This is a genomic window from Sphingomonas sp. P2_B6 (genome assembly GCF_056404755.1).
Window position 1 is genome coordinate 144,956 of sequence record NZ_JBFUDK010000005.1, and the last position, 13,541, is coordinate 158,496.

At 65.0% G+C, this 13,541-nt stretch carries 14 protein-coding genes and 1 pseudogene; 9 read left to right on the plus strand and 6 right to left on the minus strand.

Features of this window, described 5'->3' with window-relative positions:
* Positions 1 to 15: 15 nt before the first annotated feature.
* The 3 genes and pseudogenes from AC1DX5_RS09500 (at position 16) to AC1DX5_RS09510 (ending at position 2,307) form a co-directional block, all read left to right on the plus strand.
* Complete coding sequence (locus AC1DX5_RS09500) at positions 16 to 837, plus strand: ABC transporter permease (protein ID WP_478015064.1); 822 nt, start codon at positions 16 to 18, stop codon at positions 835 to 837.
* Positions 838 to 1,054: 217 nt separating this feature from the next.
* A pseudogene (locus AC1DX5_RS09505) lies at positions 1,055 to 2,116 on the plus strand (ABC transporter ATP-binding protein); the annotation flags it as partial.
* A gap of 17 nt (positions 2,117 to 2,133) precedes the next feature.
* On the plus strand, positions 2,134 to 2,307 hold the full coding sequence (locus tag AC1DX5_RS09510) for a Trm112 family protein (RefSeq protein WP_478015066.1): 174 nt from the start codon (positions 2,134 to 2,136) through the stop codon (positions 2,305 to 2,307).
* Here AC1DX5_RS09510 and AC1DX5_RS09515 read toward each other — a convergent pair.
* Positions 2,304 to 3,029 (minus strand): class I SAM-dependent methyltransferase, encoded by a 726-nt coding sequence (locus AC1DX5_RS09515; RefSeq protein ID WP_478015068.1) that lies wholly within the window; start codon positions 3,027 to 3,029, stop codon positions 2,304 to 2,306. The two genes, AC1DX5_RS09510 and AC1DX5_RS09515, sit on opposite strands and share 4 nt — an antisense overlap.
* Before the next feature lie 126 nt (positions 3,030 to 3,155).
* Between AC1DX5_RS09515 and AC1DX5_RS09520 the strand changes: the two genes are divergently transcribed.
* Both AC1DX5_RS09520 and AC1DX5_RS09525 read left to right on the plus strand, forming a co-directional pair.
* The gene (locus AC1DX5_RS09520; RefSeq protein ID WP_465174832.1) at positions 3,156 to 4,211 is read left to right on the plus strand and encodes a prenyltransferase/squalene oxidase repeat-containing protein; all 1,056 of its coding nucleotides are present in this window, start codon (positions 3,156 to 3,158) and stop codon (positions 4,209 to 4,211) included.
* On the plus strand, positions 4,208 to 5,101 hold the full coding sequence (locus AC1DX5_RS09525) for a sulfotransferase (protein WP_465170655.1): 894 nt from the start codon (positions 4,208 to 4,210) through the stop codon (positions 5,099 to 5,101). The genes AC1DX5_RS09520 and AC1DX5_RS09525 overlap by 4 nt, the downstream gene beginning before the upstream one ends.
* 4 nt (positions 5,102 to 5,105) lie before the next feature.
* Here AC1DX5_RS09525 and AC1DX5_RS09530 read toward each other — a convergent pair whose 3' ends face one another.
* Positions 5,106 to 6,329 carry a glycosyltransferase family 4 protein gene (locus AC1DX5_RS09530; RefSeq protein WP_478015070.1) on the minus strand — a complete coding sequence of 408 codons (1,224 nt, stop codon included), beginning with the start codon at positions 6,327 to 6,329 and terminating at the stop codon, positions 5,106 to 5,108.
* Positions 6,330 to 6,466: 137 nt separating this feature from the next.
* Here AC1DX5_RS09530 and AC1DX5_RS09535 point away from each other — a divergent pair, with 137 nt between their 5' ends.
* A complete protein-coding gene (locus tag AC1DX5_RS09535) occupies positions 6,467 to 7,462 on the plus strand; it encodes a UbiA family prenyltransferase (RefSeq protein WP_478015072.1) in 996 nt (331 codons plus the stop codon).
* Between the two features lie 3 nt (positions 7,463 to 7,465).
* On the opposite strand, the gene AC1DX5_RS09540 is transcribed toward AC1DX5_RS09535, so the two are convergent.
* From AC1DX5_RS09540 to AC1DX5_RS09550, 3 genes are all read right to left on the minus strand, one after another.
* Entirely contained in the window at positions 7,466 to 8,323 is an 858-nt protein-coding gene (locus AC1DX5_RS09540; RefSeq protein ID WP_465174835.1) for a pirin family protein, read from the minus strand.
* Positions 8,324 to 8,399: 76 nt separating this feature from the next.
* The gene (locus AC1DX5_RS09545) at positions 8,400 to 9,272 is read right to left on the minus strand and encodes an NAD(P)-dependent oxidoreductase (protein WP_465174836.1); all 873 of its coding nucleotides are present in this window, start codon (positions 9,270 to 9,272) and stop codon (positions 8,400 to 8,402) included.
* A gap of 48 nt (positions 9,273 to 9,320) precedes the next feature.
* A complete protein-coding gene (locus AC1DX5_RS09550) occupies positions 9,321 to 10,469 on the minus strand; it encodes an aldose epimerase family protein (RefSeq protein ID WP_478015074.1) in 1,149 nt (382 codons plus the stop codon).
* A 195-nt stretch (positions 10,470 to 10,664) separates the two neighbouring features.
* Between AC1DX5_RS09550 and AC1DX5_RS09555 the strand changes: the two genes are divergently transcribed.
* The 3 genes from AC1DX5_RS09555 (at position 10,665) to AC1DX5_RS09565 (ending at position 12,372) form a co-directional block, all read left to right on the plus strand.
* Complete coding sequence (locus AC1DX5_RS09555) at positions 10,665 to 11,207, plus strand: response regulator transcription factor (protein ID WP_478015076.1); 543 nt, start codon at positions 10,665 to 10,667, stop codon at positions 11,205 to 11,207.
* 149 nt (positions 11,208 to 11,356) lie between these two features.
* The gene (locus AC1DX5_RS09560) at positions 11,357 to 11,812 is read left to right on the plus strand and encodes a hypothetical protein (protein ID WP_478015077.1); all 456 of its coding nucleotides are present in this window, start codon (positions 11,357 to 11,359) and stop codon (positions 11,810 to 11,812) included.
* 68 nt (positions 11,813 to 11,880) lie between these two features.
* Complete coding sequence (locus AC1DX5_RS09565; protein ID WP_478015079.1) at positions 11,881 to 12,372, plus strand: JAB domain-containing protein; 492 nt, start codon at positions 11,881 to 11,883, stop codon at positions 12,370 to 12,372.
* Positions 12,373 to 12,403: 31 nt separating this feature from the next.
* Here AC1DX5_RS09565 and AC1DX5_RS09570 read toward each other — a convergent pair whose 3' ends face one another.
* A complete protein-coding gene (locus tag AC1DX5_RS09570; RefSeq protein WP_465170664.1) occupies positions 12,404 to 13,516 on the minus strand; it encodes an acyltransferase family protein in 1,113 nt (370 codons plus the stop codon).
* Positions 13,517 to 13,541: the final 25 nt, after the last annotated feature.

Genomic DNA, 13,541 nt, shown 5'->3' on the forward strand with positions numbered 1-13,541 from the left:
CGCCATAGCCCGGTCATGGAAGACGTGGTCTACACCGCCACCCCGGAACTGCGCCGGCCGCGCCAGTTCCTCGCGAGGGCCATGGCTGATCTGCGTGCTTCCGGCATGATCGCGTGGCGGCTGTTCCGCAGCAATTTGCGCGTGCGGCACCGGCGAACCTTGCTCGGCTATCTCTGGCTGCTGCTGCCGGCCATCGGCACCGCGCTGATCTGCAGCTATATCCAGTCGCGGCGGATCCTCAGCATTCCGCCGACCGAGCTGCCCTACCCTCTGTTCGTTCTGTCCGGGATGATCCTGTGGCAATGTTTCATCGACGCGATCAATGCGCCGTTGCTCCACCTGACCGCCGCGCGCCAGCTGATCACCCGCAGCCGCGTGCCTCATGAGGCAATCCTGCTCGCCGGGGTGATGGAAGTGCTGGTCAACAACGCGATCCGCGTCGTGATGTCGATGCTGGTCATCGTCTGGTGGGTCCCGCTGGCGCCGGTGATGCTGCTGATTCCAGTCGGCGTCATGGCGCTCGTGCTGCTCGGCATCGCCATCGGGCTGGCGCTTGCGCCCCTTGGGATGCTGTATGATGACGTCGGACGGGCTGTCACGCTGGTGACGACCCTGTGGTTCTTCCTGACCCCGGTCATCTATCCGATATCCGCCCAGGGCCTGCTCTACCTCAATCCGGTCGCGCCATTGCTCATTACCGGCCGCGTCTGGATGCTTGGCCGGGCGCATGTCTCGACTGAATTCTTCGTTGTGATCGCCATCGCCATGGCCGGCCTGCTGGTCGCATGGTTCTGGTACCGGCTGGCGCGACCGCACGTCGTCAGCAGGCTGGGCTGATATGGACGTTGCGACCTACCCCGCCGGTCCGCACGCCGACGACGCCGCTCTATCGGTGTCGAACCTTTCCAAGAAATATTGCGGCAACCTCAAGAAGGCGCTGTTCTACGGCCTCCATGACATCGTCGGCGAGCTGTCAGGCCGGCAGTCGAAACCCCATGGCCTGAGGCCCGGTGAGTTCTGGGCGCTGGAGGATATCTCGTTCGAGGTGAAGCGCGGCGAGGCGCTGGCCGTGATCGGCCGCAACGGCGCGGGCAAGAGCACGTTGTTGCGGGTGCTCTACGGTCTGTTGAAGCCGGATGCGGGCCAAGTGCGCATTGCCGGCCGGTCCGAGGCGATCATCGAGCTGGGCACCGGCTTCAACCCGCTGCTCACCGGCCGGGAGAATATCGAGGTCGGCGCGGCGCTGCACGGTTTCGATCCGGACGCGACCGCGCACCTGCTCGAGACGGTGATCAATTTCGCCGAGCTCGCCGAGTTCATCGACACGCCGCTGATGTCCTACAGCTCGGGCATGAAGGCGCGTCTCGCCTATTCGCTCGCGGCGCATCTCGGCCCGGACCTGTTGCTGGTCGACGAAGCGCTGGCGGTCGGCGACCTGTCCTTCCAGCACAAATGCATCCGCCACATGCGGCAATTCGTCTATCGCGGCGGATCGCTGCTGCTGGTCTCGCACAATGTCCAGCAGGTCCAGACGGTGTGCGACCGTGCGATCCTGATCGAGCGCGGGCGCGTCGCCTATGAAGGCGATGTCGCCCATACGGTCAGCCGGATGCTCGAGCAGCGGCCACTGGCCGACGCGAACCAGCTCGAGGATTTCGCGGCGGCCGGGCCAGTGCGCATGGGCGGGCTGAGCATGCGGTCGCTCGATGGCGATGAGGTACGCACCGGCCGGCCGGTCGAGGTGGCGATACGTTATGAGGCCGACCAGCCGACCGAGGTGATCTGGGCCTTCAGCATCTGGTCCGAGGACCGTTGGACCTGTATCGGCGGGACGGTCGACCCGGTGGCGCGCCACCTCGATGCCGGTCGCGGCATCCTGCGCTGCACATTGCCGAAATTCCCGCTTCTTGCCGGTCGCTACATCGTCCGCGCGACGATCCTCGATGCCGCGACCATGTATCCGCTGGCCGTCGAAAGCGCGCGCAGCCGGGAATGCCATGTCGATGTCTCTACTGATCCCGACCCGGTCTCGAACATGCTGATCTGGGCGCATCAGCTGGTGCGGCTGGACAGCGAATGGGATGAGCCGCATGAGGCAGTAGCTGACGGCGAATGACCAAGGAAAGGCCCGGAATGCAGCATGATTTCGACGAGGCGTTGCTCGTGAGGCTGGTCTGCCCGGCGACGCGCACGCCGCTTCGCCTTGATTCAGCCGCGAGCGAATTGATCTCGGACGAGGCGGGCCTTGCCTATCCGATCCGCGACGGCATCCCCGTCCTGCTGATCGAGGCGGCGCGCAAGATCTAGGCCTTGGTGGCGAAGGCGATCGCGTAGAAAGCGAGCGAGGCTTCGATCTCGTCAACGCGGGATTCGTGCCCCGGAAAGACGCCGCGCATCGCCGCGCAAAACGGCTTCCAGCAAGTGACGGCAGTATCGCGCAGCGAACCCAGTTCGAAGCCCGCATCCGTGATCAGTGCAGCATATTGGTCGAGCGATTCGACATTGTTGGCGAGCGGGATCATCCAGCTTCCGGTTGGGCCGGTATCGCGGAACAACATGTCTGCCACGGCAAGCGTACCGCCCGGCCGCAATACGCGGTACGCCTCTGCAAAGAAGTCGGCGCGGGTGTCGAAGCATTGCGCGGATTCGGCCGCAATCACGGCATCAGTCGAGCCGGAGGCGATCGGGAGATGGACGGCATCCATCACGGCTACGGTTACCCCGCGCTGCTTGGCCTGGGCAAGCTGCCAGCGCGAGATATTCGCGCCGAGCACGAGCGCGTCGGGAAAGCGGTCGGTCAGCCGACGTGTGCCGCCGCCAATGCCGCAGCCGATATCGAGGATGAAGGACGCGTCGTCGGGGACGGTCGATGCGAGCTCGTCGATGAGGCGACCACAGGCTGTCACCAGGTCGGTCGCACCCGCTTCCCAATAGCCGATGTTGAAATAGCCGCTGTCGCCGTACAGCGCGCGCATGCGCGGCGCCTGGAGGAGAGCGTCATAGCGAGTGCCGAACGATTCCGCATCCATGACGGCAGCGCTAGCCTCTCGGGCCTCGGCGGTCCAGCCGTCGACAGGCAACGGACGAGTGGCTAAACACCGCGTGACAGCGACAGCGCACGGATGTGTGGCCCGGCGCGTGGGGGAATGACGATCGTGGCAAGCGTCCGGAACGGGTCGGACCCTTTGACGACGGCGGCGCGGGAGGCACTGGACAAGGCCCTGGCCTTTCTCGACCGTGCGCAATTGCCGAGCGGCGAGTTCCGTGTCGTCACGTCGTTGCGCCGGGACATGGCCGGTGACTGCGAACCCGACCCGTCGATCTTTCCGACCGCGCTCGTCGCGCACGCCCTTTCGTTCGCACCCGAAGCGGCGGCGATGAAACAGCGCGCGCTGGCGTTCCTGCTTACTCAGCGTGACCGCCACGGCCTGTGGCGGCACTGGACGACCGGCCATCCTTTTTTTCGGCAATTGCCACCCGACATGGACGACACCAGCTGCGTGTCGGCGGTGCTTGCCGCAGCGGGATCGACGGAAGTCGCCGACCCCATGCTGCTGTTGGCGAACCGCGACACGCAGGGCATGTTCCTGACCTGGATCATGCCGCGCGCCCGGTGGACCGGCCTTGCGCATATGCGGGTGACCTTGCCCCAGCTTCGCCATCTGGCGACGCTCTGGTTCTTCTTCAAAAAAACCTCGGCCGCGCCGGGCGATGTCGATGCAGGTGTGAACGCCAATTGCCTTCATTATCTCGGCGATTTCCCAGGACATGAGCGCGTGGTCGCGCGGCTGGTCGACATTCTTCGTCGCGATGGGGAGGCCGATGCCGACAAATGGTATGAGAACCTGTTCGTGCTCTGGTATTTCTTCGCCCGCGCGCTCGGGAGCCGGTCGGCGGAGGGGCGGGATCTGCTTCTCGCCAAGCTCGATGCTGCGGCGCCGGCCAACGCACTGGAGCTGGCTCTGTCCATCGCGGCGCAGCGCTATTGCGGGGCAACACCGCGAGAGAGCCTGATCAGCGCGCTGATCGCAGCCCAGTCGCCGGACGGAAGCTGGCCTCGCGCGCCGGTCTATTTCGGCGGGCGGGAACGCCGCCGCGACGGCAGCCTTGCGCCAGCCCACCCGGATACGCCGCATTGGGGATCGGAGGAATTGACCACCGGCTTCTCCATCGAGGCGCTCGCCCGTTCGCTGCCGGAGGCGGCGGCATGACCCGCCATCTGATCCATATCGGCTATCCCAAGACCGGCTCGACCTTTCTCCAGCGCTGGTTCGCGGCGCATCCGCAGATCGCCTATGTCCAAGGCGGCATCGGGGGTTTCCGGAACGTCTATGCGATGGTTGCGGAAGCAGCCCTGGCCAGGCCGGGCCATCGATGGCGTGTGACCAGCCAGGAGTCGTTTACGTCGCCGTTTCCTGATGCCGGGACGCGCAGTATCGATTTATCGAATCTAGGCGATGGCACGTTGGGCGAACGGCAATCCCGGGCGTGCACCCTGCTCGCTGAAACCTTCCCGGACGCCCATGTGCTGATCGTCACGCGTGGATTCCGTTCGATGATCCTGTCTTCCTATTCGCAATATGTCCGGGTGGGCGGCGCCGACGACCTCGAGACCCAGATATGGCAGGGCGGCGAGAACCCCTGGCGCTATGACGAGATGATCGCGATGTACCGCGCCCGGTTCGGCGACCGGGTGATCGTGCTGCCTTATGAATTGCTGGCGCGCGATCCCGTGGCGTTCCGCGCCGAGATGGAACGCAGGCTCGATGTCGCACCGTTCGATTTCGAGGATACAGTGGTCAATCGCTCGCTCTCGCCGGTCGAGTTGCGCTGGTATCCCCGCTTCGCCCGGCTGGTCCGGCGCCTGCCCTTTCGCCGGGCCGTCTCGCGCCTGTATCTAGGCCTGGTTTTCGAGAACCGGCTGGCCCCGCTGATCGCGCTGCTCGACCGGCTGCGGCCGGCGAGGCCCGTCGACGGCACGATCGTTACGGACGAACTGCTCGAACAGGCGCGAGGTCTGTCGGACGGGCTCGCGGCAGACGCGGTCTATGCGCCCTTTGCCCGCGACTATCTGTTCTCCCAGCCCGGCACCCGGGCATAAGCGCCTATTCGGCCGCCTTGGCGAATTCCTCGACAGGCGTCGTAACCTGTGCCGGCGTGGTGCGTCCGTCGATCAGGCGCTGCACGATATCGGCAAAGGCGCTCGCCGGGCTCGGCGGCACCTGAGTGCGGATGCTGGCGGCCGCCGCGGCGCCGATCGCCGGCCACTCCGCCCGCGCCGCCCAGGCGCGTTCCATCGCCTCGTCGATCGCCGCCTCGGTCGGCGCGGTCGCGAGAAAGCCGGTCTCGCCGTCGGTGCAGACTTCCGCGCTGCCCGCCACATCGGTGGTGATCGTCACGCGGCCGGCCAGCATCGTCTCGACCACGACCAGGGGCAGGCCTTCCGCGCGCGTCGGGAGAACCAGCGCATGATGCCGGGCCCATATCCCGCCCTGCACGTTACGGACGAAGCCGGGAAAGAAGACATTGTCCAGCCCATGAAAGGCGGCCATTTCCTTCAGTCCCTCAATGCGGTCGCCTTCGCCAAAAAAGGTCACGCTGACGTCGCGTGCGCGCCATTTCGGCAGTGCCATCACGCGGAGCAGCATGTCCTGCCCCTTCTCCATTGGGAAGAAGCGACCGACACAGGCAAGCTTCAGCCCGTTGCTCTCATCGGGCCATGGGAGCGGCGCATCCCAGGATGTGAGGAATGGATTGCGCACCACCTCGGCGTTGGGGATCGCCATGCCCATCTGTTCTTCGGTGAGCCGGTGGTTGTGGCGCGACACGAAATATGCTGCCGCCGCCTCGGCATACATCGCCTTGCACCGCGCGCGCATCCAGTCGGATGGCCAATAGAGCTCAGTCGCCTTCTGGCAGATCAGCGCATAGGGGATGCCCAGCCGCCGCAGCACCCCGGCATAGAGGAAACCGTCCCAATTGCCGCCCTGCGACAGGACTACCAGGTCGGGGCGAGAAAAGCGCAGCGCGATGTCGAGGCGCGTCAGTTGCCAGCTCAGCCCGGCGGCGCGGCTGATCAGCGAGAAGATGCCGTAAAATTTCTTGGGCAACAGCGGAAACTTGGCCAGATCGTACAACTTGCACTTCGCCTCGTGCAGCCGCCTGATCGCCGGCTCGCCCTTGGGAAGGTTGGGCTTCGCCACCGATATGCGGTGGCCCCGGCGCGCCAGTTCCGCAGCGGTTGCGCCCCACAGCTCCTCGCTGCCGCCCCAATGGGTCTCATTGCAGCTGACAAAAGCGATATGGCGCAGACCGGCACTGTTCAACATCGCATCCCCTTATCGAGTGTCGCTACCACGCCGCGGCTTTATTCCGTCAACGGAAAATCTCACCAAATTACCAACAAGGCGGTTATGCCGGGGCGATTTATCGGCGATGATCGCGCGAGCCAGGGGGTGGAAATCAGGTGCGGATCGGGGAAATCATCCGGGCTACCGAGTGGTGGGAATATAAGCTGCTTCCGATCCTCGGCGTCTTCTATGCGACGCTCACCTATCGCCATGCGTCGATTGCCGCCGCGTGGCCAATCGCGATCGCGTTGCTGGCCGCGATCGCGCCGGGCGCCGTCTATGTCAGCGTTATCAACGATCTTACCGACCGCGATGAAGACAGGCGGGCGGGTAAGCCGAACCGGACGGAAGGACGATCGGCCATCGTCATCGCCCTGCTCATCGCCGTGCCCGTGCTCATCGGCCTCGCCATGGCATGGCGCTGGCGCGACGATCCGCTGCTGCTGACTGCTTATGGCGGGGCCTGGCTCGCCTTCAGCGCCTATTCGCTGCCGCCATTGCGGCTAAAGGCGCGCGGGTTGTTCGGCGTGATGGCGGATGCGAGCGGCGCGCATCTCTTCCCGGCGCTGGTCGCGGCGTTGCTCGCCTTTCACGCGGCGAACGTCGCGCCGGATGCCGTCTGGGTCGGGCTGATCGCGCTATGGGCCGGCGCGTTCGGGGTACGCGGCATCCTGTGGCACCAGTTGAGCGATGAAGAGGCCGACCGTACCGCCAATGTCCGCACCTTCGTTCAGCGACATGGGGGGCGCTGGGCGCGGGCGATCGGATCATGCGTGATGTTTCCGCTGGAATGCGCGGCGCTGTTTGCGATGCTCTGGCTGCTCGACGATCGTATCCCGTTCGTCGCCCTGGTGCTCTACGCCTTTCTGGCGATCTTCAAGCTCGAACGGTTCGAGATGCACGCAGCGATCGTCCAGCCGCGCCCGCGCCAGCTGATCCTGCTCAACGGATATTATGAGGTGTTCCTGCCGATCTCGCTACTGGTCGCCTCGGCGCTGGCGCATCCGGTCGACTGGATCTTGCTCGCAGTGCACTGCATCCTGTTCCCCGGTCGGCTGAGCCAGGTGTTCAGCGACGCCTGGAAGCTGCTACCGCGTCGCGTCCATCATTAAGCGTCAGCCCGCCGCGACCACGTTGAACCGGCCCGCCTGATAGTCGCGCACGGCGTCGATGATTTCCTGCTGCGTGTTCATCACGAACGGGCCATGCGCGACGACCGGTTCGCCGATCGGGTCGGCATGGCCGAAGAGGATCAGGCTGTCATCCATCGCCTCGATCGCCACGGTATCGCCATCGTCGTCGAGTTCTGCGAGATGCCAGCGATCGATCTCGGCGCCAGCGAGCCGGACCTTGCCACGTACGATATAGAGGAAGACCTGTCGGCCCTTCGGCGCGGGAAGCGCGATCCGTCCGCCGGCAGGAATCGAGGCGGTCGCCATGAATACCCCGGTCAGCGAGGCGATCGGGCCGGTCAGCCCGGCGATCTTTCCGGAGATGAGGTTCAAGGTCGCGCCGTCGAGATCGGTCGACGGGATCGCGTCCCGCTGCAGGCCGGTATAGCGCGGCGCGGTCATCTTCAGCCGGCCGGGCAGGTTGAGCCAGAGCTGGAGGATCTCCATCGGCCCGCCGTCGCGCTTGAACGCGTCGGGCGACAATTCGGCATGGATCAGCCCCGACCCGGCCGTCATCCATTGTACGCCACCCGCATGAATGATGCTTTCATGCCCGCCGCTATCCGAATGGGCCAGGCTGCCCTCGAGGATGAAGGTCACTGTCTCGAATCCGCGATGCGGATGCGGGCCGAAGGGCAGGCCGTGATTGCCGGGCGCATAGGTCTGCGGCCCGTGATGGTTGAGGAACAGGAAGGGATCGAGCTGGTCGAGACCAGGCCCGGGCAATGGACGCCGGGTCACCAGATCGCGGATATCGTCGCGCACCGCTGCGTGGACGCGCTTGAGGGTGCGCTCAGTCATGTCGGTCGTTCCACCTTGCCTGGCTTATGTTCTCGGCCCGGTGACGCCGCGTTGCAAGCGCGGGGGAATGCGCTGCTCACAGCCCGGCATTGGCTTCGACCGTCTTCGCCATCGACGCCCAGTCCAGCTCCGGCCGCTCCCGCGCCATCGTCGCGATCAGCCGGTCGCGGCCGAGGGACAGCATCGGCATCGGCACGCCCGCCGCGACGGCAGCTTCGGCGACCAGGTTCATGTCCTTGAAACCGAGCGGCAGGGTGAAGCCGGCGGGCTCGTAATTCTCTTCGACCAACACCTTGCCATAGACGTCATAGATGATGCTGCCGAACACCGATCCCGTCAGCGTGTCGAGCAGCGTCCCCTTGTCGACGCCGTAGCGGCCCGCGAGCGTCATCGCCTCGGACAGCGATTCGATCACCGTCATGATCAGGAAATTGCCGCTGAGCTTGACGATGTTCGCCTTGTGCGGCGTCTCGCCCAAGTTGAAGCTGCGCTGGCCGACCGCGTCGAACAGCGGCTGGCAGGTGGCAACGGCATCGGCCGGACCGGCGGCGACAACGAACAGCTTCCGCGCGGCGGCGGCGAGCGGACGGCCGAACACGGGCGCGGAGATATAGGTCTGGCCGGCTTTCGCATGGGCCTCGGCCAGGCGGTCAGCGATGGCGACGCTGATCGTGCTCATCGAGACATGAATGGTCGGGGTGCCGGAGGACAATAGGCCGCCCTCGCCGAACGCCACCGCCTCGAGCGCCCTGTCGTCGGCGAGCATGCTCATCACCACCGGGCTTAGCGCTGCCTCGGCCGGCGTCGCGGCCAAGGTCGCGCCCGCCGCGACCAGCGGCGCGGCCTTGTCGGCGCTGCGGTTCCACACGGTGACCTTGTGACCCGCCTTGATCAGGTTGGCAGCAATCTCGCTGCCCATCAGGCCCAGTCCGATGAAACCGACGTCCATGAAATACCTCTTGGTTCTTGCGTTGGAAAAGCCGCGCTTGGGCGACGCTCAGCGTTTGCCCGAGGACTCGATCGACAGCTTCAGGACAATGACGTTGCGATATTCGCTGCCCGGATCGAGCCGCGCCGAAGGGAAGGCGGGATGATTGATCGCATCGGGGAAATTCTCCGCCTCGAGCGCGACGCCGTCGCCCTGGCGATAGGCCCGGCCGGCCTTGCCGATCTGCGCGCCGTTCAGCCCGTTGCCGCTATAGACCTGCAACCCCGGCTGGTTGGTCGAGAGCTCGAGCACCCGCCCTGACACGGGATCGCTGAGCCGCGCCGCGAGCCGCACCGCGCCATGCCCATCGCGCAGCACGAAATTATGGTCGTATCCGTGGCCGATCAGGATCTGCGGATCGCGGACGTCACGCACCCGGGCGTCGACCGCCCGAGGCGTGCGGAAATCGAACGGCGTGCCGGCGACCGGCACGATCTGGCCCGTCGGGATCAGGTCCTTGTCGACTGGGGTATAGCCATCCGCGAATAGCGTCAGCTGGTTGTCCGATCCGCGCCCGACATCCTCGCCTGCCATGGTGAAATAGCTGTGGTTGGTCATCGAGACGATCGTCGGCTTGTCGGTCGTCGCACGATATTCGATCTGCAACTGGTCGCGTTCATCGAGCGAGAAGGTCGCGTGGACGGTGAGCGTGCCGGGAAAGCCCTGGTCGCCGTCGGGGCTAACATGCTTGAAGGTCACGCTCGCGGTGGGGCCGTTCTTCACCGATTCCACCTGCCAGACAATCTTGTCGAAGCCGCGCGTCCCGCCATGGAGGTTCGCGACGCGTCCGTTGACGCTGGGCAGCGTATAGGTGCGGCCATCGAGCACGAAACTACCCTTGGCGATGCGGTTCGCGACGCGTCCGACCGTCACCCCGAAAAAGGAATTATTGCGTTCATAGGAAGCCATGTCGGTATAGCCGAGCACCACATCGGCGAGCCGTCCCTTGCGGTCGGGCGCGAGCAGGGACTGGAGCGTCGCCCCCCAGGTCAGCACGGTCGCCTTCACCCCGTGCCTGTTGGTCAGGGAGATCGCCTCGATCGCCGTGCCGTCCTGCAACGTGCCGAAGCTGCGACGCTCGACCTCCGCGGCGGTACAGGGGCTGGCGGCGAAAGCGAGCGCGAAAAGCGCGAGGGCCATGGTCAGGGTTCGGGACATTATCGGCTCTCTCCTGCGCAACCATGGCGGTTTTCTTGTTGCGATCCTATAGGATTTGGCAGGAGATGCCATGACGTTCTGTCGGCCGAGTGCCGATTGCGGCGCCTGGAGCACCGAATTGCGACGATTCCCGGAGCGATAATTTCGGACGTGTGCATGCTTTCCAAGCGCTTGGCATGAAGTAGATTGCTCCAAATGGGATCGACTCGACTTGACGGCCTGACCGCTCGCCAGCTGCAATGTCTTCGCGGCAAATGGGATCGGAAGATGGACAAGGAGATCGCGTTCGAGCTCGGCATTTCCCAGCGCGCGGTGGAAGGGCATCTGCGCGGCGCGCGCGAAAAGCTGGGTGTCGCCTCGACTCGCGCCGCCCTCCTGATGGTCGCCACGCGCGAGGGCTGGGAGGGTTCGGTCGAACCACATTATGGTCCATCCCACCTCCCCGATCCCATCGATTCCCGTGCAATCCCGTTTCCGGACGAGGAGGGCCCGGTTCAGCCGTCCGCTTCGGTTCGCGACAGCTGGCCCCGACCGGGCGAGCGGTTGACGCCGACCGGACCGGAAGCGCGCTGGCCCATCCCTACGCGAGAAGGGCAACGCAATGACCTGAGCACGATCCAGCGCCTGGCATGGCCGTTCGCGATCGCGGCGTCCGTGATGGCCATGTTGTTTCTCGGGTTCGGGGTGATCAATGGGGCCGGACGGTTCGTCGGCGCGATCCTGAACGGCACTTACTGACGGTATTTTGACAGCGCCCGCGCGCCGCGCCGGCGCTGCGGGGGCACGCATGCTCGACGACCATGTTTCCGCGGCGCGCGACGCCGTCGACAGGCTCGGCCGCCTGATCGCGGTTGACGCGGGGCCCGGTTGAATGCTCCGCTCGCGAGATGCTGCGCGTCATCCTGTACGAGATGATTCTCGTCCTTTGCTGCGCCTACGCGCTGGCCCGGGGCGGCGCGCCGGAGCGCGCCGCGGCGGCCATGATGCTGGTGGCCTCGGTCGCAAGCTTCGCCACGCAGGCGCAACCCTTTTCGGGATCATTTCTCAAGGTGCAGGTCTGGGTCTTCGCGATCGATCTGTTGCTGCTGGTCGGCCTGTTCGTGCTGGCGCTCGTCTCGACGCGGTTCTGGCCGCTCTGGCTCACCGGTTTGCAGCTCCTCGCCGTCATCGCGCATCTGATCCGGGCGATCGACCACAGCGCATTGCCCCGGGGATATCAGTTCCTGATCTCGTTCGAGGCCTATCCGATGTTGCTGATCGTCGCGATCGGCACATGGCGACACCGCAAGCGCCTTCGGATTTACGGTGCCGACACATCTTGGCGGGATTCCTTCACTCCATAGCGGGCGCTGACGCGGCTGGCCTGTCCGCGAGGCTGGTACAGGAGTTCGGCTCGCTGCCTGGCGTGCTCATGGCGAGCGGCCATGCGCGGCTGCGGGTGCTGGATGGCCGGCATGATCTGGAAGCGCTGATCGGCGGACTCGACGCCGCCCTGACGCATATCGCGACCTTGCGCTTCTCGCGTGGGCCGGTGCTGGATAACTGGCCGGCGCTGCTCGACTATTTGCGGCTGGCGCACGCTTTCAGCGCGGTCGAGATCGCTCGTGCCTTGCATCTCGATGGGCGGGGCCGGCTGATCCTCGACGAAGTGATATCGCGCGGAACGATCGACGAGGCGGCGATCCATGTGCGCGAAGTGGTCCGCCGCGCTGTGGAGCTTCATGCGACGTCGATCATTCTGGTCCACAATCATCCCAGCGGCGATCCGACGCCGAGCCGCGCCGACGTGGATCTCACCCGGCGCATCGCCCGCGCGGGCCAGCCGCTGGGGATCGCGGTGCACGATCATCTGATCATGTCGACTGGCGGGCATGCCAGCATGCGAGCCCTCGGATTGATCTAGGCCGCGCGCGTTAGCGCCTGTCCGAAAGCACTTATGCGGGCGCGCCCGGGCGCCTCGCGGACAATCTCCGGATGGCCTGGCCGGCGGGGCGCTCGATGTTCAGATACGATAGCCGCGCGATGACGATCACCAGACCGAGATATAATAGCAGGAACCATCCGGTTGAGACGGCCGCTCGATCGCCGACCACGCCATCCAGTATCAGCATCAACCCGAGCTGGACGGGGATATGCCACAAATAGACGCCATAGGTGTTGTTGGCGATCAGTTCCGTCCAGCGGGAGGAGCGGCCCCAACCCGCGGCCTCAACCCCGCAGGCGAGCAGAAACAGCCCCGGAATGATGACCGGCATCAGATGTTCGAACGAAACATGCAAGGCAGCCAGGATAGCCGCCGCGAGCGACGCCAGGCCGGCGACGAAAAATAGCCAGGGACTGCGCCGCAGAAACGAGAAAGCGACGTAGATCGCGGAACCAGTGAAGAAATAGAATCCGCACTGCCAGAAGACGGTCCCGGGCAGATCGAATATCGATCCCGTCGTGAACAGGCAGGCAAGCGCCAGCGGTCCCAGCACACCGACGCGGTAAAGCGGTTTCAGCGTCACCCAGAACACAGCATAAATCGCCACTTCCACCGATACGGACCAGATCGGGCCGTTGAACGACAGGCCGCGCTCAAATCCCCAGCTCGACGCGAAAAACAGATTCAGGATGAAGTGATACAGGTCGTTGAACTGGAATATCTGAAAATTCCCCAACCACCACAGCCGCCAGAACTGGAGCCCGGCGACGACGAACAAGGTCAGCAGATGCAGCGGATAGAGCCGCGCTATGCGGGCAATGGCGAACGTCCGCGCCGATACGGCAGTGTCCACATAGACGGCGGCGAAGACGAAGCCGGAGATGAGCCAGAAGAGCTGCACCGCCCAGAGGCCGTAATGATAGGCGGGCCAAAGAACCTCGCGAAGCGGCTCTCGATCGAGAAAATTCGCCACTGGCTGTTGCTGCGCGGGGGGGATGAAAAAGTTCAGATAATGGAACAGCCCGACAGCCAGCGCCGCTATCCCGCGCAACAGGTCCACCGTGTGAAAATGGTCCCTCGTATTGCGAGGCGTGGAAAACAGGTCGCGTATCGCGTCGCGCATGATGAACGGCTAACAGACCATCGCT